The 22,716-nt window shown below is 71.2% G+C and carries 17 protein-coding genes; 6 read left to right on the plus strand and 11 right to left on the minus strand.

The window, feature by feature from the left end:
* Positions 1–583: 583 nt before the first annotated feature.
* Positions 584–1,864 carry an HAD-IA family hydrolase gene (locus ACILSK_RS07425; protein ID WP_395726510.1) on the minus strand — a complete coding sequence of 427 codons (1,281 nt, stop codon included), beginning with the start codon at positions 1,862–1,864 and terminating at the stop codon, positions 584–586.
* A gap of 23 nt (positions 1,865–1,887) precedes the next feature.
* Between ACILSK_RS07425 and ACILSK_RS07430 the strand changes: the two genes are divergently transcribed.
* Positions 1,888–3,369 carry an L-fuculokinase gene (locus tag ACILSK_RS07430; protein ID WP_395726511.1) on the plus strand — a complete coding sequence of 494 codons (1,482 nt, stop codon included), beginning with the start codon at positions 1,888–1,890 and terminating at the stop codon, positions 3,367–3,369.
* Between the two features lie 65 nt (positions 3,370–3,434).
* Positions 3,435–4,325, plus strand: a complete 891-nt coding sequence (locus tag ACILSK_RS07435; RefSeq protein ID WP_395726512.1) for a tagatose-bisphosphate aldolase — start codon at positions 3,435–3,437, stop codon at positions 4,323–4,325.
* A gap of 102 nt (positions 4,326–4,427) precedes the next feature.
* On the opposite strand, the gene ACILSK_RS07440 is transcribed toward ACILSK_RS07435, so the two are convergent.
* The 4 genes from ACILSK_RS07440 to ACILSK_RS07455 form a co-directional block, all read right to left on the minus strand.
* A complete protein-coding gene (locus tag ACILSK_RS07440) occupies positions 4,428–5,423 on the minus strand; it encodes a LacI family DNA-binding transcriptional regulator (protein ID WP_395726513.1) in 996 nt (331 codons plus the stop codon).
* Between the two features lie 649 nt (positions 5,424–6,072).
* The gene (locus tag ACILSK_RS07445; RefSeq protein WP_395726514.1) at positions 6,073–9,042 is read right to left on the minus strand and encodes a vitamin B12-dependent ribonucleotide reductase; all 2,970 of its coding nucleotides are present in this window, start codon (positions 9,040–9,042) and stop codon (positions 6,073–6,075) included.
* 84 nt (positions 9,043–9,126) lie between these two features.
* The gene (nrdR, locus tag ACILSK_RS07450; RefSeq protein WP_395726515.1) at positions 9,127–9,642 is read right to left on the minus strand and encodes a transcriptional regulator NrdR; all 516 of its coding nucleotides are present in this window, start codon (positions 9,640–9,642) and stop codon (positions 9,127–9,129) included.
* A gap of 273 nt (positions 9,643–9,915) precedes the next feature.
* Positions 9,916–10,551, minus strand: a complete 636-nt coding sequence (locus tag ACILSK_RS07455; protein ID WP_395726516.1) for a LysM peptidoglycan-binding domain-containing protein — start codon at positions 10,549–10,551, stop codon at positions 9,916–9,918.
* Between the two features lie 229 nt (positions 10,552–10,780).
* On the opposite strand from ACILSK_RS07455, the gene lexA reads away from it, so the two are divergent.
* The gene (gene lexA, locus ACILSK_RS07460; RefSeq protein WP_395726517.1) at positions 10,781–11,518 is read left to right on the plus strand and encodes a transcriptional repressor LexA; all 738 of its coding nucleotides are present in this window, start codon (positions 10,781–10,783) and stop codon (positions 11,516–11,518) included.
* Positions 11,519–11,527: 9 nt separating this feature from the next.
* Here lexA and tatA read toward each other — a convergent pair whose 3' ends face one another.
* The 5 genes from tatA to ACILSK_RS07485 form a co-directional block, all read right to left on the minus strand.
* Positions 11,528–11,821 carry a Sec-independent protein translocase subunit TatA gene (gene tatA / locus ACILSK_RS07465; protein WP_395726675.1) on the minus strand — a complete coding sequence of 98 codons (294 nt, stop codon included), beginning with the start codon at positions 11,819–11,821 and terminating at the stop codon, positions 11,528–11,530.
* 307 nt (positions 11,822–12,128) lie between these two features.
* The gene (gene hflX / locus ACILSK_RS07470; protein ID WP_395726676.1) at positions 12,129–13,550 is read right to left on the minus strand and encodes a GTPase HflX; all 1,422 of its coding nucleotides are present in this window, start codon (positions 13,548–13,550) and stop codon (positions 12,129–12,131) included.
* 166 nt (positions 13,551–13,716) lie between these two features.
* Positions 13,717–14,553, minus strand: a complete 837-nt coding sequence (dapF, locus tag ACILSK_RS07475; RefSeq protein ID WP_395726518.1) for a diaminopimelate epimerase — start codon at positions 14,551–14,553, stop codon at positions 13,717–13,719.
* A gap of 4 nt (positions 14,554–14,557) precedes the next feature.
* On the minus strand, positions 14,558–15,478 hold the full coding sequence (miaA, locus tag ACILSK_RS07480) for a tRNA (adenosine(37)-N6)-dimethylallyltransferase MiaA (RefSeq protein ID WP_395726519.1): 921 nt from the start codon (positions 15,476–15,478) through the stop codon (positions 14,558–14,560).
* Positions 15,475–16,179 (minus strand): hypothetical protein, encoded by a 705-nt coding sequence (locus ACILSK_RS07485; RefSeq protein WP_395726520.1) that lies wholly within the window; start codon positions 16,177–16,179, stop codon positions 15,475–15,477. The genes miaA and ACILSK_RS07485 overlap by 4 nt, the downstream gene beginning before the upstream one ends.
* 1,358 nt (positions 16,180–17,537) lie before the next feature.
* Here ACILSK_RS07485 and ACILSK_RS07490 point away from each other — a divergent pair.
* Positions 17,538–18,809 carry a DUF349 domain-containing protein gene (locus ACILSK_RS07490; protein WP_395726521.1) on the plus strand — a complete coding sequence of 424 codons (1,272 nt, stop codon included), beginning with the start codon at positions 17,538–17,540 and terminating at the stop codon, positions 18,807–18,809.
* Positions 18,810–19,176: 367 nt separating this feature from the next.
* Here the strand turns inward: ACILSK_RS07490 and miaB are convergent, their stop codons facing one another.
* A complete protein-coding gene (gene miaB, locus ACILSK_RS07495; protein ID WP_395726677.1) occupies positions 19,177–20,703 on the minus strand; it encodes a tRNA (N6-isopentenyl adenosine(37)-C2)-methylthiotransferase MiaB in 1,527 nt (508 codons plus the stop codon).
* A 243-nt stretch (positions 20,704–20,946) separates the two neighbouring features.
* Between miaB and ACILSK_RS07500 the strand changes: the two genes are divergently transcribed.
* A complete protein-coding gene (locus ACILSK_RS07500) occupies positions 20,947–21,675 on the plus strand; it encodes an amino acid ABC transporter ATP-binding protein (protein ID WP_395726522.1) in 729 nt (242 codons plus the stop codon).
* A 218-nt stretch (positions 21,676–21,893) separates the two neighbouring features.
* Positions 21,894–22,712 (plus strand): glutamate ABC transporter substrate-binding protein, encoded by an 819-nt coding sequence (locus tag ACILSK_RS07505; protein ID WP_395726678.1) that lies wholly within the window; start codon positions 21,894–21,896, stop codon positions 22,710–22,712.
* Positions 22,713–22,716 lie beyond the last annotated feature (4 nt).

Consider the following 22,716-nt stretch of genomic DNA (forward strand, 5'->3'; position numbering starts at 1 on the left):
GCGTGCGACCGGGGCGCGCGACCGGGGCGCGCGACCGGCGCACCACCCGCTCAAGTAGACCGGCCCCGCGCCACTCGCACATCGGCCGGAGCGCGTGCGCTCACCTGGGCCGACCGGCCGCGCCACCGGCGCACCACCGGCCCAAGTAGACCGGCCCCGCGCCACTCGCACATCGGCCGGAGCGGGCGCGCTCACCACGGCCGACCCGGGCGCGCGCCACCGGCGCACCACCGGCCCAAGTAGACCGGCCCCGCGCCACTCGCACATCGGCCGGAGCGGGCGCGCTCACCACGGCCGACCCGGGCGCGCGCCACCGGCGCACCACCCGCTCAAGTAGACCGGCCCCGCGCCACTCGCACATCGGCCGGGGCGCGTGCGCTCACCAGGGCCGACCCGGGCGCGCCACCGGCGCACCACCGGCCCAAGTAGACCGGCCCCGCGCCACTCGCACATCGGCCGGGGCCGAGCCGGCCCACCCGGCCACGACCGGCCGGGCCGACGGCAACGCCCCGGGTCGGATCGACCCGGGGCATCGTGAACGGCGGTGCCGGCCGGCGGTGGGCGCGGGCGGACCGGGGGCGCGTCAGCCGGCCGGGACCACCCGAAATGCGTCCCCGCGGCGGACGAGGGTCAACCGGTCCAGCCCGTCCACGACCAGCTCGGCCCCGGTGAGCTCGGCGGCGGGCGAGGTGCCCAGGACTGCGATCACCCGGCAACCGGCCGCTCGGGCCGAGGCGATCCCCGCGGGCGCGTCCTCGAAGACCAGGCAGCGGGCCGGGTCGACCCCCAGGCGCCGGGCGGCCAGCAGATACGGCTCCGGGTGGGGCTTTCCGTGCTCGACGTCGTCGAAGGTGACCATGATGCCGGGCACCGGCAGGCCGACCGCGCCCAGGCGGGCCGTCGCCAGGTCGCGCACACCGGACGTGACGATGGCCCGCCGGTCGTCCGGCACCGACGAGAAGAACTGGTGCGCACCGGGAATCGGATCGATGAACGGGGCGTCGGCGATTTCCAGCTCGCGGATACGGGCCCGGCCGGCGGCCTGCCGATCGGGTCCGACCAGCGTGCCGACCAGGACATCGGACGGCTGACCGTGGTTCTCCTGGATCAGGCGCGGCTCCGCCCCGAACTCGCGGGCCAACCGATCCCAGCAACGAGCCACCGACGCGGTCGAATCGGCCAGGGTGCCGTCCAGGTCGAACAGCAGCGCATCAACCTCGATCCCGCCGGCCGGCGGGCCCGGCGCGACGCCCATCGGCTCGCCCAGTGCCCGCAGGACGCGGAAAACCTGTTGTGCGGTGGTGAGTTCGGCGTCGATGGGGAGATGATCGACGGCCGGCGGAACGGGTTCGGGCGTGGGCGGGCGGTGGTCGTCCCGATCGGCCGCCCGCTGCACCCGCCGGCGCGCGAAGAGTTGGGCGTCACCCCGGATCCAGACCACCACGGGGTCGGTCGGACCGAGGGCGGCCCGCAGCCGGTCCCAGGCGGCGGCGCCGGCCAGTTCGGCGGTGAAGGGCGCGACCAGCACCGCCGCCCCGGCGGTCGCCGTGACCTCAGCGGCGACGGCCGTCAGGGCGGCGTAGCGTGCGTCCCGGATCGCCGGGCCGTGGGCCGGCGAGAGCCAGTGCTCGGCGAGGGCCGAGGCCGGCAGCCCGTCCAGCAACGGATTGGTCAGGGTGTCCAGGTCCAGCAGCGGCAGCCGCAGCTGAGTAGCCAAAGCCTTTGCCAGGGTGCTCTTCCCGCTACCGGCGGGGCCGGCGACGAGGACGCAGCGCGGCGATGGGGGTTGACATTCAGTCGTCACCCGCTCAGGATAGACCCATCGCGACACGCGTGTCATGCTTCCAGACGACATCGGTGTCATCCCCTTGGACGAGAGGCCTGCCCGTGTCAACGCGCACCCCCCTGGTCGCCGGCATGGACCTGGGCAGCACCGGCCTGAAGCTGCTGGTCCGCGACGCCGACGGCACCGAACTCGTCGTCGAGCAGGTCCCCACCCCCTGGCGGTCCGGCGCCGACGGCACCGCCGACATGCCGGCCGATCGACTGCTGGCCGCCGTGCAGGAGTTGCTGATCGCGGCCGCCGCCCGGCTCGCCCCCGTGACCACCGAGCCCGTCGCCGCGATCGCCATCTCCGGCATGGGCGAGAGCGGGATGCTCATCGACGCCCGTGAGCGGGCGGTCGGACCGGCCTTCGCGTGGTTCGACCCGCGGGGCGCCGCGCAGGTCGCCGCCTTTCCCCGCGTCGTGCGTGAGGAATTCGCCGGCCGGACGGGACTGCCGCTGGGCAGCCAGGTCTCGGCGGCCAAGCTGGCGCTGCTGCGGGACGAGGGCCTGGACCTGCGCGGCCTGCGCTGGCTCAACCTGCCGGAGTTCGTGGCGATGTCGCTGGGCGCCCGGCCGGTGGCCGAGTACTCGCTGGCCTCGCGAACCGGTCTGCTGGACCAGGATTCCGGAGCCGCGTGGGACGAGATGCTCGCCCACCTGGGCGTCACCGACAGCCTGCTGCCGTCGCTGGTGGCGGCCGGCACGGACCTGGGCCGCACCGGGGCCTGGTTGCCGGGGCCGTTCGCCGGGGCCGCGATCACCGTGGCGGGCCACGATCATCTCGTGGCCGCCGAGGCGGCCGGACCGATCCCCCTTGGGCGCTACCACGTCTCGATGGGCACCGCCGAGGTCCTGCTGCGGGTCGTCGACGCACCACTGGGCTTCGATGCGCGGACCCGGCTGGCCGGCGGGCTGATCAACGAGGTCCGGCACATCGTGCCCGGACGGCACGTGTTGGTGGCCGGGGTCAAGACCGGGCTGGTGCTCCGCCGGGCGCTGCAGCTGTGCGGGATCCGCGACCGGGCCGGCCGGGACCGGTTGGACGCGCAGGTGATGGCCCTGCCCTACGCCGGTGCTCTGCCGGCCGGCGGGATCGCCGTCAGCGGCGCGCGCAACGACGACGGGGTGCTGCGGGTGACCGTGCGGACCGATGAGGTCAGCCCGGCCGAACTGTTCGGGGCCGTGCTGCGGCACAGCAACGACGAGATCGCCCGGCTCATCGAGGCGATCGACGCGGAACTGCCGCCGGCCGGTTCCGCACTGCTGACCGGCGGCTGGGCCGACATGGCCGCGGTGCAGCGGGCCCGGGCCGAGGTGCTGCCCCGGCTTGCGATGTCCACCCGCTCGCAGGAGACCGCATTCGGCGCCGCGCGGATCGCGGCCACCCTGCTCGACCCCGCCGCGCAGCACACCGCACCGGATCGGACCGAGCCGGATCACACCGCACCGTCGCACACCGCACCGCCGCACACCGCACCGCCGCACACCGCACCGCAGCACACCGCCCCGACCGACCGGCCGGAGCGGGCGCGGGTCGGCTGACCCGTCGCTACCGGCCCGTCCGGCATCCCCCATCGACCCATCCATCACCTCACCGGAGGAACCCCATGAATTCCCTGACCACCCTGGAACGCCGCGGCATGAGCGCGATCTCGACGCCCGGCGGGCACATGTTGATCGTCGCCGCCGACCAGCGCAATGGTATGAAGGCGGCCATGACCGACGCGCCGGGTGGCGCCACGGGCATCAGCACGGCCGAGCTGGCTCACGCCAAGGCCGACCTGGTCACGTACCTGGCCAACAACGCGCCGGCGATCCTGCTCGATCCCGAAGTGGCGCTGCCCGCGATCGTCGACCAGGGCGTACTGGGCCGCAACACCGCGCTCGTCGTCGGCATGGACGCGTCCGGTTTCGAGACCATCGACGGCCTGCGCTACACCCGGTACGTCGACGGGGTCACCCCGCGCCGGGTCCGCGAGCTGGGCGGCGACGTCGCCAAGATGCTGTTCTACACCCGGCCCGACCGGCAGGGTCCGGATTCCCTGGTCGCCGACCAGATCCGCGAACTGGTCAAGGCCTGCGCCGCCGAGGGGCTGCTGCTGATCGTCGAGCTGCTGACCTACCGGCTCGAGGACGAGTCCGACGAGGACTACCGCGCGGCCTTCGGAACCCTGGTCGCCGACGGCGCCAAGCTGGCCGTCGAATGCGGCTCCAAGGTGCTCAAGCTGCAGTACCCGGGCTCGGCGCAGGCGTGCCAGGCCGTGCACGAGGCCGCCGCCGGCGTGCCCTGGGCCGTGCTGTCGGCCGGGGTGGACCACGAGACGTTCATCGACCAGGTTGCCGTGGCGATGGCCAATGGGGCCAGCGGGGCGATGGCCGGCCGGTCACTGTGGAAGGACAGCCTGTCGATCTCCGCCGAGACCCGGCAGGACTACCTGACCAACCGGGCGCTGCCGCGGCTGCGGGAGCTGAACGCCGTGATCGACGCGGCCAACTGACCATCCCGGCTCCCGGTCGACCAGGACCGGGGGCCGGGGTGCCGAGGCGGAGTCGAAGGGCCACTGGCCTGACCGGCCGCCCTGGGGGCCCATCCGCTCGACTCAGCCGTGGGTGGTGGGTCCCGCCTGGCAGGACAGCCGCTCGACCAGGTGCACCGACACGACCGTCCGACGCCGGTAGCGCCGATCGGGCGCGTCGAGCCGGTCGAAGATCCGCTCGGCGGCCAGTCGGCCGAGCCGGTACGGGTCCTGATCGATGACGGTGACCGCGGGGCTGACCACGTCGGCCATCGGGAAGTCGCCGAACCCAACGAGCGCGAACTCCAGCGGTCGCAGCGCCGGCAGCAGATGCATGGTGCAGCGGGCGTTCGACGAGAAGATCGCGGTCGGCGGGTCGGGCAGCCGGCGCAGCACCTCCAGCGCGTCCCGGGCGCCGGCCCGGTCGTCCACGCCCAGCATCACCAGGTCCGGGTCCTCGGGCAGCCCGGCCCGGGCCAGCGCGGCCCGGTAGCCGGCCAACCGGCCGGCCGCGGTGCGCAGCAGCGGGCGCTCACCCAGCAGCGCGATCCGCCGGTGGCCGTGCTTGATCAGGTGGGTCGTCGCAGTGTCCGCCCCGCCCTCGTCGTCCTCGGTGAACGAGTCCGCGGCCAGCTTGGTCGGCTGCCGGTCGACGAAGACCACCGGCAGCCGGACCGACCAGACCGACAGGTACGACTGGTCGGCGGTGATCGGCGCCAGCACCAGTCCGCTGAGTCCCCGCTTGAGCAGGCCCTCGACCATCGGCCGCTCGATCTCGGGATCCGCTCCGAGACTGATCACCAGCGTGAACATCTCGCGCTCGAAGGCCAACCGCTGGATGGACTGGGTGATCGCGGCGAAGAACGGGTCGACGATGTCGGGCACCGCGATCCCGATCACCGGCGCGCGGCCCGCCCGCAGCGTCGACGGCAGGTCGCTGGGAACGTAGTTCATCTCGCGCAGCGCGGCCTGGACCCGCTCCCTGGTGTCCGGCAGGACGTGCGGGTCGTCGTTGAACACCCGGGACACCGTCTTGACGCTGACCCCGGCGCGGGCGGCGACCTCCCGCATCGTGCTCATCGTGTTCGTCCTTCGGCGCGGTGGTCTGTCGGAGCCGGCGCCCGGCCGACCCCGCGGGCCCCCGGAGGGTACCCGCCGGGCCGTGCCAGACCACGAACCCGAGCCAAGGCCCCCTGGCATCCCGACCATCGGGTGCCAGGGACCGGACAACGGCCCGGGAGCACATCGATCTCGATGAACTGCGCGTCGACGGACGGCGCCGGCCCCCGCTCAGTCGCGATCCGCAGCTTGCGAAGAATGCGACGGCCGATGCTGTCGGGCACTTCGGTGCACCTTCTCGAGTGGGTAGCCAGTCAGGATCTCCCCTGCGGCACTCGAGTTCCACTGCATTGATCCGCTGGTCGTGTCGCCGCGCGCGGAATGAATCCCGATGTCCGGCGACGAGGCATCGGTGCTCAGCGACCATTGCGTGGGCACCCGGTCGTACCCCCAGCTACTCGCTGGTGTGCGGCCGCGATGCGGATGCTGACACCAGCGAATGGACGTCACCGTCCCTGCCACGCCGCAAGCCCGATCGCCCACGCGATCGGGCTTGCGGCTTCCTCGTGCCGGTTCCGGCCCAGGTCCTCGAGGCAGCGCCGCCCTGACCCCTTCTGGGGCCAGGGCGGTGCGCGCCGCATGGTGCAATCGGGTGCAGTCCCCGCTCTCGTCAGCTGCAGCCGCTGGTGGAGCCGCAGCCCTCGCAGAGGTAGCAGGCCCCGGACGGCCGCATCTTCGTGCCACAGGTGAAGCAGAGCGGGGCGTCGGCGGACTTGCCGATGACCAGTTCCAGCAGCTCGGTCGATGACCCGGCCCGGCCGGCGTCCCGGCCCGCGGCCGAGGCCGGCGCCGGGGTGCCGCTCTCCACCGCCGGGCGGATGACCGGCGAGGAATCCACGGTCGTCCGCAGGTTCTCCACCAGGTCCTCGTCCGCGTCGGCGGCGGTGGCCGTCGAGACTTCCGAGCTGCCGTAGCTCGACGACACCTGGGCACGGCGCTCCTCCGCGGAGAAGATGCCCAGCTCGGCCCGCGCGTCCAGCGGCAGGTAGTCAAGCGCGATCCGGCGGAACAGGTAGTCCATCACCGAGGTGGCGATCCGCACGTCCGGATCGTCGGTCATGCCGGCCGGCTCGAACCGCAGGTTGGTGAACTTGGCGACGTACGACTCCAGCGGGATGCCGTACTGCAGGCCCACCGACACCGCGATCGAGAACGCATCCATCACGCCGGCCAGGGTCGAACCCTGCTTGCCCAGCTTGATGAACACCTCACCGAGGCCGTCGTCGGGGTACGACCCGGTGGTCAGGTACCCCTCGGCACCGCCCACGGTGAACGAGACCGTCTGCGACGGACGCTTCTTCGGCAGCCGGCGGCGAACGGGCCCGGTGACGACCGGCGCGGCGACCGCATCGGCACCGGCGCCGGCGCCGGCCGAGACGTCGGCCGACTTCTCGCCGTGGTTCTTGTTCGACGCCGACAGCGGCTGGCCGACCTTGCAGTTGTCCCGGTAGATGGCCAGCGCCTTGAGGCCCATCTTCCAGCCCTGCTGGTAGATCTCGGCGACGTCGGCGACCGTGGCGTGCTCGGGCATGTTGACGGTCTTGGAGATCGCCCCGGAGATGAACGGCTGCGTCGCCGCCATCATCCGCACGTGGCCCATCGGAGCGATCGACCGCTCCCCCATCGCGCAGTCGAAGACGCTGTAGTGCTCGCGCCGCAGACCCGGCGCATCCACCACATGACCGTGCTCGGCGATGTACTCGACGATCGCCTCGATCGACTCCTGCTGGTATCCCAGCGCCTTCAGCGCCCGCGGCACCGTCTGGTTGACGATCTGCATGGACCCGCCGCCGACCAGCTTCTTGAACTTGACCAGCGCGAGATCCGGCTCGATGCCGGTGGTGTCGCAGTCCATCATCAGACCGATGGTGCCGGTCGGGGCGAGCACGCTGGCCTGCGCATTGCGGTAGCCGTTGCGCTCACCGGTGGCCACGGTGTCCTGCCAGACGGTGGTGGCCAGCTTCAGGGTGGCGGAGTCGTTCCGGCCGACCGAGCGGATGTAGTCGTTGGCGGCGGCGTGCTTGCGGATGACCCGCTTGTGCGCGTCGGCGTTGCGGGCGTACCCGTCGTACGGTCCGACGACGCCGGCCAGTTCGGCCGAGCGGCGGTAGGCGACTCCGGTCATCAGCGAGGTGATGGCGGCGGCCAGCGACCGACCACCCTCCGAGTCGTACGCGTGCCCGGTGGCCATCAGCAGCGCACCGAGGTTGGCGTAGCCGATGCCCAACTGCCGGAAGGCGCGGGTGGTCTCGGCAATCGGCTGGGTCGGGAAATCGGCGAAGCAGATGGAGATGTCCATCGCGGTGATGACGAACTCGACCGCCCGCGCGAAGGTCGGCGCGTCGAAGGTGCCGTCGGCCGACAGGAACTTCAGCAGGTTCAGCGAGGCCAGGTTGCACGAGGAGTTGTCCAGGTGCATGTACTCGCTGCACGGGTTGGACGCGGTGATCCGACCCGACTCGGGGCTGGTGTGCCAGTCGTTGATCGTGTCGTCATACTGGATGCCGGGATCCGCGCACTCCCAGGCCGCCTGCGTGATCTTGCCGAAAAGCTCACGCGCATCGATGGTCTCGATGACCTCGCCGGTCTGCCGGGCGCGCAACCCGAAGGCCGCACCCTCGTCGGAGGTGGCCTCGACGGCTCGCATGAACTCGTCCGAGACCCGGATGGAGTTGTTCGCGTTCTGGTACTGCACGGAGATGATGTCGTCGCCGCCCAGGTCCATGTCGAACCCGGCGTCGCGCAGCGCGCGGATCTTGTGCTCCTCGCGCGCCTTGGTCTCGACGAACTCGGCAACGTCGGGGTGGTCGACATCCAGCACGACCATCTTCGCGGCCCGCCGGGTGGCGCCGCCGGACTTGATGGTGCCGGCGGACGCGTCGGCGCCGCGCATGAACGAGACCGGGCCGGAGGCGGTACCGCCCGAGGACAGCAGCTCCTTGGAGGAGCGGATGCGGGACAGGTTCAACCCGGCGCCGGAGCCGCCCTTGAAGATCAGCCCCTCCTCGCGGTACCAGTTCAGGATCGAGTCCATCGTGTCGTCGACCGACAGGATGAAACACGCCGAGACCTGCTGCGGGGACTGGGTGCCGACGTTGAACCAGACCGGGGAGTTGAACGCGAACACCTGGTGCAGGAGCATCCAGGTCAGTTCGTGCTCGAAGACCTGGGTGTCCTGCTCGGTGGCGAAGTAACCGTGTTCGACCCCGGCCCGGGTGTAGGTGGACACCACCCGGTCGATGATCTGCCGCAGGCTCGCCTCCCGAACCGGCGCCCCGACCGCGCCGCGGAAGTACTTGCTGGTCACGATGTTCGTCGCGTTGACCGACCAGAAGTCGGGGAACTCCACGCCGCGCTGCTCGAAGTTGACGGTGCCGTCGCGCCAGTTGGTCATCACGACATCACGGCGCTCCCACGTCACCTCGTCGTACGGATGCACCCCGGCGGTGGTGTACAGCCGCTGCATGGTGAGCCCCTGCCCGGCCGCTCCGGTCGTCGCCGCCTTGGTCTTGCGGGCCTTGGCGGATCCGTTGGTGCCGTTCCCGTTGGCGGACCCGGGTACCCCGATGGTCTCGGTCATGCGCTTCCTTCCCCTGAAGCAAATTTCATGGACAAGTCTGGATAGGCACCTGACTCGGGTCAGGCACCTGCGGGTGGGTCGGGTTCAGTTGACGGCGACCGGCGGCGATCGATCGGGCGACTCTCCCCGATCGGCGCTGCGATCGGCCTGCTGATCGGCACCCTGCCGCATGCTGGCGATCTCGGCGGCGAAGTCGTCGGCCGAGGTGAACGAGCGGTACACCGAGGCGAACCGCAGGTAGGCGACCTCGTCCAAGTCGCGCAACGGACCGAGAATCGCCAGCCCGACCTCCTGGCTGGGTACCTCGGCCTGCCCCGACCCCCGCACCGTCTCCTCGACCCGCTGGGCGAGTTGGGCGATCGCGTCCGGGTCGACCGGCCGACCCTGGCAGGCACGGGTGACGCCGGCGATCACCTTGCTCCGACTGAACGGCTCGGTGACCCCGCTGCGCTTGACCACCGACAGCAGGGCGCCCTCCAGCGTGCTGAACCGACGATTGCACTCCGGACACGCGCGGCGGCGGCGGATCGCCTGACCGTCGTCCACCTCGCGGGAGTCGATGACCCGGGAATCGGGGTGGCGACAGAACGGGCAACGCATGGCGATGACCTCCCGATCTGTCCCCCACCGCGACCCAACCTGGGCACCGAGGTTGTGGATGTGGATGGATGTGTGGACGGCTGTGTGGATGACCGACGTCTGTGGATCGTGATGTGCACACCGCGTGGGCAACCGGCTTGTTCTGTGGACAACTACCCGACGGTGGTGGCACAACCTGTTGATATCTTACATCCATGTAAGTACTAGATGTAGGGGTAGACGCTAGATCCGTCACCACGGATGCGCAAGCCGGCCCCGGCGTGTCGGCCGGCCTCATTCCGCTGATCCCCGATCGGAGGACACCGGCACCCGCATGATCTCGCCGACCCGCACCAGATCACCCGAGACCTGGTTGAGGTGGCGGATCTCGTCGATGACCGCCCGGGGGTCACGGTCGGGGGCGGCCTCGGTCGCGATCGACCAGAGTGTGTCGCCGGGACGCACGGTGACGTCGACCGGCTCCACGGCGCCGGCCGACAGGCCGGCGATCAACCGGGCGGCGAACAGGGCCAGGGCGGCGAGCGCGAGCACCGTCAGGGACAGCCGCGCCCACCGGCCGATCCGGTACCCCTCACGTTCGACGGGCTCGACCACCCGACGGGGCGATGTCGCGCCGGGGGACCATCCCGCCGCGGGGCCGACCCCCGAAGCCAGGCCCTGCCGGCGGCGACGACGCCGGGCCAGGTCCCGCTCCCGAGCGATCCGGGCCGCTTGGGTCCGCCGCGGACGCCGCCGGTGCACGTGATCCACCGACCGATCGGCCGGGCCTTCGGCCGGGAGTTCCCCCGGATCGCCGGCGGCATCCCGGCCATCCACCGGGCGGCGGGCCAGCCAACCGGTCGGATCGACCCGGGGCATCCGCCAGGACTCGTCGTCGAGGTCAATTACCCGCGCGATCTGCGTTCTCATGTCACACCTGACCGATCCACCGGGCCCACCGGACCCGATCCGCCTGGCGTTCGAGCCCTCCCGGGTCGAACGGACGTTCTATCGAACATCTGCACGAGTTCTACACCGAGGGTCTGACAGTGGGAAGATCTATCGGCGTGTTGATCGAACGGGTGTTTGAATTGTGACGTCTAAATCCCTAGGCTGGACTCGAACGGATGACCGGCGTAGTTCAGGAGGGTGCAGCAGCATGACCGACGATTCGACCGCAACCCCACCCGAGCCCCCGGAAGCAGCCGGCGACACCGGTGGCTCCGGCGATAACGTCGTCGACTTCCCCGATGCACCGGCCAAGCCGGGCCGGGTGTTGACCATGCGGCAGCACAAGATTCTTCAGGTCATCCGCGACTCCGTGGAGCGACGGGGATACCCGCCCAGCGTGCGCGAGATCGGCGACGCGGCCGGCCTGAAGTCACCGTCGTCGGTCGCCCACCAACTGAAGGTCCTGGAGAAGCGCGGCTTGCTGCGGCGGGACCCGAACCGGCCCCGCGCGGTGGACATCCGGCCATTGGAAGAGGCGATGCCCGACTCCGAGGCGACCAATCCGCTGCCACGCCCCAGTTATGTCCCCGTGGTCGGACGGATCGCCGCGGGCGGCCCGATCCTGGCCGAGCAGGCGATCGAGGACGTGTTCCCGCTCCCGAAGGACCTGGTCGGCGAGGGCACGCTGTTTCTGCTCAAGGTGGTCGGCGATTCGATGATCGACGCCGCTATCACTGACGGTGACTGGGTGGTGGTTCGCCAGCAGCCCGTCGCCGAGAACGGCGACATCGTCGCCGCCATGATCGACGGCGAGGCGACTGTGAAGACGTTCAAGCGTAAGGACGGGCACGTCTGGCTGATGCCGCACAACCCGGCCTATGAGCCCATTCCCGGCGACGACGCCGTGGTGCTGGGCCGGGTCGTCACCCTGCTGCGAAAGGTCTGACCGGGCCGATCAGGGCCGCCGCTCCTCCGGCACACCGTTCACCAGGGGCGGCGGAGGGGTGGCGGCGGCCAGTGGTGGCTGGCCGGTGATCTGAGCCGTCGGGGTCGGCTGCGCCGCCGTCACATCGGTTTCGGCGCTCACCTTCTTTGCTTGTTCATCGTCGTGCATCGCGCTGACCTCGGACTTGAGAATCCGCAGGGAACGGCCGACGCTTCGCGCAGCGTCCGGCAGCCGCTTCGCGCCGAACAGCAGGATGAAAGCCGCAATAATGATCAACCAGTGCCACCACGACAGGCCGCCCATGTTGATGGTCCTCCTTCTGTCTCGCGACGGTGCGTCCGCGCAGGTGCCGCCTGAAGTTCCGATCTCCGGGATGCGGTCGACGTCCTCCATGGTGCTTCGGAGCCGCGCCGCCCCCTGATGGGCGAACCACGGATCTCGGCACCGACGAACGACCACCGGCTCCTCTCAGGCTACCTGTGCCGTTCGCCCCGAGACAGGGTCGGCTCGGGCCGATGCCGTCGATCCTGACGCGTAGGGCCCGGTTCGGGGGATGGGCTACCACCGCCCGCGGCGCCGACCGATGTCGACGCCGCGGGCGCATCGACGGTCAGCTCACCAGGGCGAACGGGGCCAAGGCCCCGGCCAGGTCGGGGTACACCCGGGCCTGCAACAGCGTTCCGTCGGGTGTGTGCTCCGCGCCCAGCACCGTGCCCTCCGCGTGCACCCGGGACACCAGGGCCCCCTCGCTGAACGGCATCAGCACATTCACCGCGACGGCGGGGTCCGGCAGCGCCTCGGCGATCCGGTCCCGGAGCACGTCGATCCCGGCTCCGGTGCGGGCGGAGACGAAAACCGCGCCGGGGAGCGCGTGCCGCAACCGGGTCAGCGTCATCTCGTCGGCCGCGTCGATCTTGTTGACCACGATGATCTCCGGCACGCCCAAGGCATCGATCTCGCCGAGCACTTCCCGCACGGCGGCCACCTGTGCTTCCGGGTTCTCGTCCGACCCGTCCACCACGTGCAGCAGCAGGTCGGCGTCGGCGATCTCCTCCAGGGTCGACCGGAACGATTCGACCAGTTGGTGCGGCAGGTGCCGGACGAAGCCGACCGTGTCGGTCAGCGTGTACACCCGTCCGTCCAGCGTCCGCGACCGTCGGGTCGTGGGATCGAGGGTGGCGAACAACGCGTCCTCGACCAGCACACCGGCGTCGGTGAGCCGGTTGAGTAGCGAGGACTTGCCCGCGTTGGTGTATCCCGCGATCGAGACGGCTGGCACCAGGTTCGCCCGCCGCTGCGACCGCTTGGTGTCCCGCACCCGCCGCATGGCCTTCAGATCGGACCTTAGTTGCGAGATCCGCTTGTGAATCCGCCGGCGGTCGATCTCCAGCTTGGTCTCGCCGGGGCCGCGAGAACCGATTCCGGCGCCGGCGGCGACCCGGCCACCACGCTGCCGGGACAGCGCGCTGCCCCACCCCCGCAACCGGGGAACCAGGTAGTTCAGCTGGGCGAGCTCGACCTGAGCCTTGCCCTCCCGGGACCTGGCGTGCTGGGCGAAGATGTCCAGGATCAGCGCGGTGCGGTCGACGACCTTGACCCGCAGCTTCTCTTCGAGGTTCCGGAGCTGGCTGGGCGTCAGCTCGCCGTCGCAGATGACCGTGTCGGCCCCGGTGACCTCGACGATCTCCTTCAGCTCGGTGACCTTGCCGGAACCCACGTAGGTGGCGCTGTCGGGATGGCTGCGCCGCTGCATGACCGCGTCGAGGACGACCGATCCGGCCGTCTCGGCGAGGCGGGCCAGTTCGGCCATCGACTCTTCGGCGGCGACGGCGGTGGACGCCGCGCCGGCCCAGACGCCGACCAGCACCACCCGCTCCAGCTGGAGTTTGCGGTACTCGACTTCGGTGATGTCGGTGAGCTCGGTGGACAGCCCAGCCACGCGGCGCAGTGCCGCCCGGTCGGCCAGATCACGATCGCCTTGCGTATTCGCGTCCAGATCGGTCTCGATCAGGTTCGGCCATTCGTCGTGGATCGGCGTGCCACCGTCACCGGCGTGGTGAGAGGGCTCTACTCGCACAGTTGCTTCCTTCTTGGTCGTCTGAGTGGTGAGTCGGGTGGGTTCGCCGTTACCACATGTGACCCAGCGTGCCACGAGTGGCCGTCCATTTCCGGTCTTTTTCCCTGGGCGGACGGTCGGGTCAACGGTGGGCGGCCCAGAATCCGGAGTCGACCCGGCCTCGCGCGACGAGGACAGCGGGTCCGGTGAGCGTCGAGCCATCCGTGCCGATATCCACGGTGACCCGGCCGCCGGGCACCCGGACGGCGACCCGGCCGGCGGTGCGCCCCGACGCGGCCAGATGGGCGGCGGCGACGGCGACCGTGCCGGTGCCACACGACCGGGTCTCCCCCACCCCGCGCTCGTGCACCCGCATCGCCACCTCCTCGGAGCCCAGCGCGGAGACGAACTCGACGTTGACCCCGTCCGGGAACACCTCGGGGTCGAAGCCCGGTTGCCGGGTCAGGTCGAGGGCGGCCAGCGCGTCCTCGTCCTCGACGCCGGCGCAGACCAGGTGCGGATTGCCGACATCGACGGCCACCCCGGCGAACTCCCGTCCCCCGACCAGCACCCGGGAACGGACGCCCAGCACCGCGGGGCCCATCTCGATGGCGACGTCGCCGACCTCCCCGAGCCGGGCGAGCCGGGTGCCGCCGCGGGTCCGGAACACGATCGACCCGGGCTCGGCCCAGCCCGCGTCGACGAGATAGCGGGCGAACAGGCGGGCGCCGTTCCCGCACATCTGCGCCATCGAGCCGTCCGCGTTGCGGTAGTCCATGAAGAACCGTTCCGGACCCGGGTCGCGGAGCGGGACGACCCGGATGACACCGTCGGCCCCGATTCCGGCCTTCCGGTCGCACAGGGCCCGGACCCGGCCGGCGGTCAGATCGAGGACGTCGTCCGGGTCCGGGAGGAGCACGAAGTCGTTCTCGGTGCCGTGACCCTTGAGGAACTCGGGGGCCGCCGCGGGACTGGACACCGCTCTAGCCTACGGAGGCGCCAGCCACCGCATCCACTGCGCGATCGAGCAGGTCGGGGCGGGCGGCGTCCAGATCGATCATCCGCGGATCGCGCCGGAACCAGGAACGCTGCCGGCGGACGAACCGTCGGGTGGCCTGCGCGGTCGTCGCCACCGCCTGATCCACGGTCGCCCCACCGTCCAGCACCTGCAAGAACTGCGCGTAACCCAGGGCCCGGGCGGCAGTGACCCCCCGTCGCAGACCCTGGGCGTCGAGTCGACGCACCTCCTCCAGCAGGCCTGCGGCGACCATCCGCCGCACCCGGTGTTCCAGGCGCCGGTCGAGTTCGCCGGTCTCCTGGTCGAGCAGCAACTGCACCGCGCCGTAGACGGGCGCGTCGTACCGGGGCATCGTGGCGCTGAACGGTCGACCCGTGAGCTCGATGACCTCGAGTGCCCGCACGATCTTGCGTCCGTTTGCCGGGCCGATCATGACGGCCGCCTCCGGGTCGGCTCGGGTCAGTCGCTCGGCCATGGCCGCGGCCCCCACCGCCGCGAGTTCGTCCTCGAGACGGGCCCGGACGGCCGGGTCGGTGGCCGGGAACTCGATGGAGTCGACCACGGCGCGGATGTACAGACCCGATCCGCCGACCAGCAGCGGAGTCCGCCCGCGGCCCAGGATCCCTTCGATGGCGGCACGGGCATCCCGCTGGTAGGCGGCGACGGAGGCGGTCTGGGTCACGTCCAGCACGTCGAGCAGGTGGTGGGCGACGCCACGCCGGTCCGCCGGCGGCAGCTTGGCCGTTCCGATGTCCATCCCCCGGTACAGCTGCATCGAGTCGGCGTTGACGATCTCGCCGTCCAACCGCTCGGCCAGGGCCAGGGCCAGTTCCGACTTGCCGGTGCCGGTGGGACCGGCCACCACCACCAGGCGTCGACCGGTCACCGTCCGGCCCAGTGCCAGGACGCGACCACATAGCCGACGCCGTACGGGCTGCCCCGGAACAGCAGGTCGGTGGCCGTCGGCGGGTCACCCTGGGTCAACCGGGCAAGGACGCGCAACGGTTCAACGACGGCCAGTAACGCGCCGGCGACGTCCCGATCGGCGCACGCCCGACCGAGAGCGGTCGGGTCACCGCCGGCGAGGGCGGCGGCCAGCGCGTCGTCGAACGGTCCGGCCCGGTCGTCCCGCCGGCCCGGCGCGTGATCGCCGTGGGTGGCGGCGCCGTCGGCGATCACCAGCACCGCATCCCGCTCCTGGGCGCCGTGCCGGGCCGCGGCGTCGTCGGCCTCCGCCTCGCCGCCGGTCTCGACGACGTCCACCGGCACTGGGACCCCGTCCGGAAACGCTCGGGCCAGCAGGGCCTGACCGACGATCGTGCCCACCGCCAACACCGGCCGGCAGCCGCGCGCGACCAGGTCGCTCCGGCCGACCGGCGGGGCCGCCACCTGGCTGGCGACCTGGCCGGCGGGATACACGATCGAACGCCGTCCGGCCGCGATCAGCACGATGCGATCGGCCCCGGCCAGGCGCCGCACCGCGGCCAGGCACGCGGTGACCAGGGCGGCCGATTCTCGGGCCAACGGCTCGGCCACATCGGGAATGAGAAAGGGTGCGCCCGGGCACACGGCGGCTCCGACGATCACGTCCCGATCACCCCAGCAGGTTAGTCGGCCGAGCTTGCGAGGCCGCCAAAGAGGCAGCGGGACCGCGCGCGGGCAATCTGGCGACACCGGAGCCTGATTGGTCAGCGCGGTCCCAGTCGGCCGAGCTCGCGAGGCCGCCATAGAGGCAATGGGACCGCGCGCGGGCAATCTGGCGACACCGGAGCCTGATTGGTCAGCGCGGTCCCAGTCGGCCGAGCTCGCGAGGCCGCCATAGAGGCAGGAGGACCGGGCGGGCGGAGCCGGAGAGGATGGCCGAGGCACCGCGGCCGACGGCGGACCGGGACCCCCTCTCGCCCGCCCCATGGGCAGCGGGCACACTGGACGTGATGTCGGCCACGCCGACCAACGCAGCTGAAGGGGCGTCCGATGGACGCCCGGGAGCCACCCGGCTCCCATCGAGCGGTAGGAGGGTCCGACCGATGCCCGACGACGTCACGACCACCCCCGACCACGACACTCCCGGCGATCCGGCGGCGCGCACCGCGCCCGGCCTCGCGGGCGACGATGCGGTCGCAACCACGTCCTCTATTCCGGAGCCCCCGGACTCACCCGACATCCCGACGCCAGATCCGGGAGCCCCATCCCCCGCCCCCAAGGTTCCCGACCTGCCCGAGATCCCGGACCTGCCGGACGTGCCGGGCGCTCCCAGCCCGCCGACGACCACGGTGGCGTCCGAGGGGTCGGAGCCGACCGAGGATGCGGTGTTCGCGGGCTCCGACGAGGCGGATCCGGAACCGCCGGGTTCTCCCACGGTCGAGCCCGCGCCGATACCGGCGGTGGCACCCGCCACCCCGCCGGTCGCCATTCCGACCGTCGCCCCCGCGGCACCTCCGGCCCAGATGCCCGCCGTGCCGCCCCACCGCCCGACGACCGACCCGGTCGAAGCCGTCGAGCCGACCGCGGCTGAGGGCCCGTCTTCCGGCGACGCCCCGACGGCCGCCGAAGCACAGTCGCCCGACGAGGCGCATTCGCCCGACCAAGGCCCGCCTTCCGGCGTAACCGCGTCATCCGTCGCGACGGTGCCGCCCGGCGTGACAGCACCGGACGCCGAGACAGTGCCGGGTGCCGAGAAAGTGCCCGGTGCCGAGAAAGTGCCCGAGGCCGAAACAGTGCCCGAGGCCGAAACAGTGCCGCCGGCCGAGACAGCTCCGAACGCCGGGACAGCCGCCGGCGCCGCGCCCGAGGACCCCGCAGCGCCGGTGCAGACCACCGCGCCGGAACGCGGCGAGCAGCCGGCGGCGGCGAGTCCGCGGTCCGGCTCCCGGCCCCGGGACGGGCGGTCGGGTCGGCCTGGCGCGCGGCCGGGCGGTCGCCCCGGCGGCGGTCGACCGAGCCCGGTGCCGGCCACGCCGACCCACGCTCCCCCGCATTCGGCCGTCGTCGAGCCCGTGGTGGAGAACGTCGACCCGCATGAGTGGGGTCGGATCGACGCCGACGGCGTCGTCTACGTCCGCACCGCCGCCGGCGAACGGGCGATCGGCAACTGGCAGGCCGGCGACGCCGAGGCCGGCCTGGTCCACTTCGGACGCAAGTTCGATGACTTCAACACCGAGATCGCGCTGCTGGAGGCGCGGCTGGCGTCCGGAACCGGCGACCCGAAGGCCACCAAGGCCCAGGCGATCGCCCTGCGCGACCAGGTCGAATCGTTGGCCGCGATCGGCGACCTGGACAGCGCCGCGGTTCGGTTGGAGATTGTCATCGGGGTGGCCGACGCGGCTATCGCCGGCGCCTCGACCGCCCGGATCGCCGCTCGCAACGCCGCGATCAAGGCCAAGGAGGACCTGTGCGTTGAGGCGGAGGCCCTGGCCGAGTCGACGCAGTGGAAATCCACCGGTGACCGCCTGAAGTCCATCGTCGAGGAGTGGCGGACGATCCGCGGGATCGACCGCAAGACCGACGATGCCCTGTGGAAGCGCTTCGCGAAGGCGCGGGACACGTTCACCCGTCGCCGCGGTTCGCACTTCGCCGAACTGGACAAGCAGCGAGGTGCGGCGAAAGAGGCCAAGGAAGAACTCATCAAGCGGGCCGAGGCGCTGTCCGAGTCCAACGAATGGGGTGAGACCGCGTCGAAGTACCGGACGCTGATGGACGAATGGAAGGCCACCGGTCGCGCACCCCGGGACGTCGAGGACGCGCTGTGGGGACGATTCCGGGCCGCCCAGGAGAAGTTCTTCTCGCGCCGGAACAAGGTGTTCTCCGAGCGGGACGCCGAATTCTCGGCGAACGCGGCGAAGAAGGAACAGCTCATCGCCGAGGCGGAAAAGATCGATCCGGCGGCCGGCCTGGAGCAGGCCAAGGCCAAGATGCGCGCCATCCATGAGCGGTGGGAGGCCGCCGGGAAGGTGCCCCGGGAACGGATCCGTGAGCTCGATCAGCGACTGAAGACGATCGAGGACCGGCTCAAGGCCGCCGAGGATCGCCACTGGCGGCGCACCGACCCGGAGACCGAGGCCCGGGTGGCGCAGTTCCGAGCACGGGTCGAGTCGTTCCAGGCCCAGGCGGACAAGGCCAGGGCGTCCGGCGACGAACGCAAGGCGAAGCAGGCCGAGGCCCAGGCCAAGCAGTGGGAGGAATGGCTCCGGACGGCTCAGAGCGCAGTCGAGCGGTAGCGAGCCGCCCACCCCCGGACCGCCCACCGACCGACGGCAGCACGCCGTCGGTGGGCGGATGGCCGTGCGCAGCACCGCGAACCGTCGGTGCCCGACCGCGAGATGCCCGGATGTGCGACCGGCTCGTCCACCGGTCGATCGACCGTCTCGGGGTGTGGGAGATCCACATCAGCTGCCAACTTCGCCTGCTGGTGCGGATCTCACCCAGCCGGTCGGCGCGCCTGGCCGTGCCGCACTCGGGCGCGGAGCTGCTCTTCATCACCGGTGCGGACCGCGCGGTCGACACCGTGCCGGGCGGCGCGGCAGGAACGGTCCTGCGATCGGGCCCGACCGAGGGACCGGGTCCGACAGCGCCGGCCGGACCGGATCAGCCGCAGGCGGCGACCGGCTCGGGCCGGCGAGCGGGGGCACCCACCGCGGGCATCCCGAGGCCCACTCCCGGCGTCAGCAGCGCGGTGCCCTCCTCGGAGCGGTCGCCGGCCCGGGTGCGGCGGTGAGTCAGCACTCCATCGTCGGCGACGAGGTGGTGGGGCGCCGCGTGGGTCACCACGGTGGTGATCACGTCACCGGGCCGGATCGACCGGTCGACCCTGCCGCCGTCGCCCGCGGGCTGGGGCGCGAAGTGCACCAGCCGCCCGTCCCGGCCGCGACCGGTGAGCCGGCCGCTCCGGGCGTCCTTCCGGCCCTCCCCCGCCGAGACCAGCACCTCGACCGGCCGGCCTACCAGGGCCTGGTTCTCGGCCAGGGTCGACGCGGTGACGACCTCCGTCAGCCGGGCGAACCGATCGGCCACGACGTCGGGTGGCACCTGATCGGGCAGGGTGGCGGCCGGAGTCCCCGGGCGGGGTGAGTACTGGAACGTGAACGCACCGGCGAACCGGGCGGTCCGCGCGACGTCCAGCGTCTGCTCGAAATCGTCCTCGGTCTCACCCGGGAAGCCGACGATGATGTCGGTGGTGATCGCCGCATCCGGCATCGCGGCCCGCACGTCGGCCAGGATCGCCAGATACCGCGCCGACCGGTACGAGCGGCGCATCGCCTTGAGCACCCGGTCCGATCCCGATTGCAGCGGCATGTGCAGCTGATGGCACACGTTCGGGGTCTGCGCCATCGCGTCGATGACATCCGGGGTGAAGTCCTTGGGGTGCGGCGAGGTGAACCGGACCCGCTCGAGACCCTCGATGCCACCGCAGGCCCGCAGCAGTTTGCCGAACGCCTGCCGGTCGCCGAACTGCACGCCGTAGGAGTTGACGTTCTGTCCCAGCAGGGTGACCTCGAGGACCCCATCGTCGACGAGCATCTGCACCTCGGCCAGCACGTCGCCGGGCCGCCGGTCGGCCTCCCGGCCGCGGAGCGAGGGCACGATGCAGAACGTGCAGGTGTTGTTGCAGCCGACGGAGATCGACACCCACCCGGACGAGTGCGAGTCCCGCTTCGCCGGCAGCGACGACGGGAAGACCTCGAGCGCGTCCAGGATTTCCACCTCGGCCTGGGCGTTGTGCCGGGCCCGTTCCAGCAGGATCGGCAACGAACCGACGTTGTGGGTGCCGAACACCACGTCAACCCACGGGGCCCGCCGCACGATCTCGCCGCGGTCCTTCTGCGCCAGACAGCCGCCGACGGCGATCTGCATGCCCGGGTGCCGGGCCTTGACCGACGCCAGATGGCCGAGGTTGCCGTACAGCTTGTTGTCCGCGTTCTCCCGGACCGCGCAGGTGTTGAACACCACGACGTCGGCCGGGTCACCGTCGCCGGCCGCCCGGTACCCGGCCTGCTCCAGCAGGCCGGACAGTCGCTCGGAGTCGTGCACGTTCATCTGGCAACCGAACGTGCGGACCTGATAGGTCCGTCCCACGTCGGTCGGCTCGGCTACTGCGGCGGTCACGACCTTCAGGGTAGTTGGCGTGGACGGCAACGATGTCCGGCGCCGGCAGGGAACCGGCAGCGCACCGTCACCACAGCCCCCGGTCAGCCGGGACAAAAGTCACCGATTGCGTAAAGGTTCGATGACAGCTGGTCCATGCGGCGCACATGTGACCGCTGTGTGTGACAGTCTCGAACGACATGTGAGCCACACCGCACCGACCGGGGAGGATATGTGGGCGCTGACCCGACACCGACGGGCACGGGACAGTCGATGATCTCGATGCGCGACGTCGAAAAGCATTTCGGGTCGTTGCACGTGCTCAAGAACATTCAGTTGGAGGTCCCCGCCGGCCAGGTGGTGATCGTCATCGGACCGTCCGGGAGCGGCAAGTCGACCCTGTGCCGGACGATCAACCGGCTGGAGTCCATCGATTCCGGCCACATCGAGATCGACGGCACCTCGCTGCCGGAAGAGGGCAAGGCGCTGGCCCAGCTCCGCTCCGATGTCGGCATGGTGTTCCAGTCGTTCAACCTGTTCGCCCACAAGACGATCCTGCAGAACGTCACGCTGGGGCCGATCAAGGTCCGCAAGATGAACAAGGGCAAGGCCGAGGAGCTGGCCCTGTCCCTGCTGCGCCGGGTCGGGGTCGAGACGCAGAAGGACAAACTGCCCGCCCAACTCTCCGGCGGACAGCAGCAGCGGGTCGCGATCGCGCGGGCCCTGGCGATGCAGCCCAAGGTGATGCTGTTCGACGAGCCGACCAGCGCCCTGGACCCGGAGATGGTCAACGAGGTGCTGGACGTGATGACCTCGCTGGCCAAGGAGGGCATGACGATGGTGGTCGTCACCCACGAGATGGGCTTCGCCCGCAAGGCCGGCGACCGGGTGCTGTTCATGGCCGACGGCGAGATCGTCGAGGACGCCAAGCCGGACCAGTTCTTCACCAGTCCCAAGTCCAACCGGGCCAAGGACTTCCTCAGCAAGATCCTCACCCACTGAGCGACCCACCCGGCTCAACCCAGCGGCCCGGGACCGCCCCGGCGCCGAGTATCACCGGAAGGAAGCACCGCATGAAACTCCGCAGAATCGGATCGGCGATCGCTGGCGCAGCCGCGCTGGCCCTCGTCGTCACCGGCTGCAGCAGCGGTTCCACCACGTCGGCGACCAGCGCGGCGGCCAGCGCGGCGGCGTCCGCGACCTCGGCCGCCGGCAGCGCCATGTCGGGGGCCGAGAGTGCGATGTCCTCCGCCGCCGCGGGGGCCAGCAGCGCGGTGGCCGGGGCCACCGGCGACTCGCAGGTCCTGACCAACGCCGGCGAGGGCAAGGTGACCGTCGGCATCAAGTTCGACCAACCCGGGCTGGGACTGAAGAACCCGGACGGCTCGTTCAGCGGTTTCGACGTCGAGGTAGCCAAGTACGTCGCCGGCAAGCTGGGCGTGCCCGAGGGTGGCATCACGTTCGTCGAGTCCAAGTCGGCCGAACGCGAGGGTTTGATCGACCGCGGAGAGGTCGATTACATCGTCGCCACCTACTCGATCACCGATGCCCGCAAGGAGAAGGTCAACTTCGCGGGTCCGTACTTCGTGGCCGCCCAGGACCTGCTGGTCAAGTCGGACAACACCGACATCACCGGACCGGAGGCGATGGCCGGCAAGATCCTCTGCTCGGTGACCGGGTCCACATCGGCCCAGAAGGTCAAGGACAACTACGCCGCGGACGTGGCGCTGCAGGAGTACGGCACGTACACCGAATGCGTCGAGGCGCTCCGCTCGGGGGCGGTGGACGCGGTCACCACCGATAACGTCATCCTGGCCGGCTACGCCGCCCAGTACCCGGGTGAGCTCAAGCTCGTCGGCAAGGGCTTTTCGACCGAGAACTACGGCATCGGTCTGAAGAAGGGCGATACCGCCGGCACGGAGTCGATCAACGCGGCCATCGCCGCGATGATCGCCGACGGGTCGTGGAAGCAGGCACTGGAGGACACCGTCGGTCCGTCGGGATTCACCATCCCGGCCCCACCGACCCCCAGCAGCTGATTCG

Source organism: Nakamurella sp. (assembly GCF_044224575.1).
Classification (GTDB): Bacteria; Actinomycetota; Actinomycetes; order Mycobacteriales; family Nakamurellaceae; genus Nakamurella.

Excerpts from the sequence above, each read along its gene's own strand:
- ACILSK_RS07425 (WP_395726510.1), bottom strand. The coding sequence starts at position 1,864 with ATGACACCGATGTCGTCTGGAAGCATGACACGCGTGTCGCGATGGGTC.
- ACILSK_RS07435 (WP_395726512.1), top strand. The coding sequence starts at position 3,435 with ATGAATTCCCTGACCACCCTGGAACGCCGCGGCATGAGCGCGATCTCG.
- ACILSK_RS07440 (WP_395726513.1), bottom strand. The coding sequence starts at position 5,423 with ATGAGCACGATGCGGGAGGTCGCCGCCCGCGCCGGGGTCAGCGTCAAG.
- ACILSK_RS07445 (WP_395726514.1), bottom strand. The coding sequence starts at position 9,042 with ATGACCGAGACCATCGGGGTACCCGGGTCCGCCAACGGGAACGGCACC.
- nrdR (WP_395726515.1), bottom strand. The coding sequence starts at position 9,642 with ATGCGTTGCCCGTTCTGTCGCCACCCCGATTCCCGGGTCATCGACTCC.
- ACILSK_RS07455 (WP_395726516.1), bottom strand. The coding sequence starts at position 10,551 with ATGAGAACGCAGATCGCGCGGGTAATTGACCTCGACGACGAGTCCTGG.
- lexA (WP_395726517.1), top strand. The coding sequence starts at position 10,781 with ATGACCGACGATTCGACCGCAACCCCACCCGAGCCCCCGGAAGCAGCC.
- tatA (WP_395726675.1), bottom strand. The coding sequence starts at position 11,821 with ATGGGCGGCCTGTCGTGGTGGCACTGGTTGATCATTATTGCGGCTTTC.
- ACILSK_RS07500 (WP_395726522.1), top strand. The coding sequence starts at position 20,947 with ATGATCTCGATGCGCGACGTCGAAAAGCATTTCGGGTCGTTGCACGTG.
- ACILSK_RS07505 (WP_395726678.1), top strand. The coding sequence starts at position 21,894 with ATGTCGGGGGCCGAGAGTGCGATGTCCTCCGCCGCCGCGGGGGCCAGC.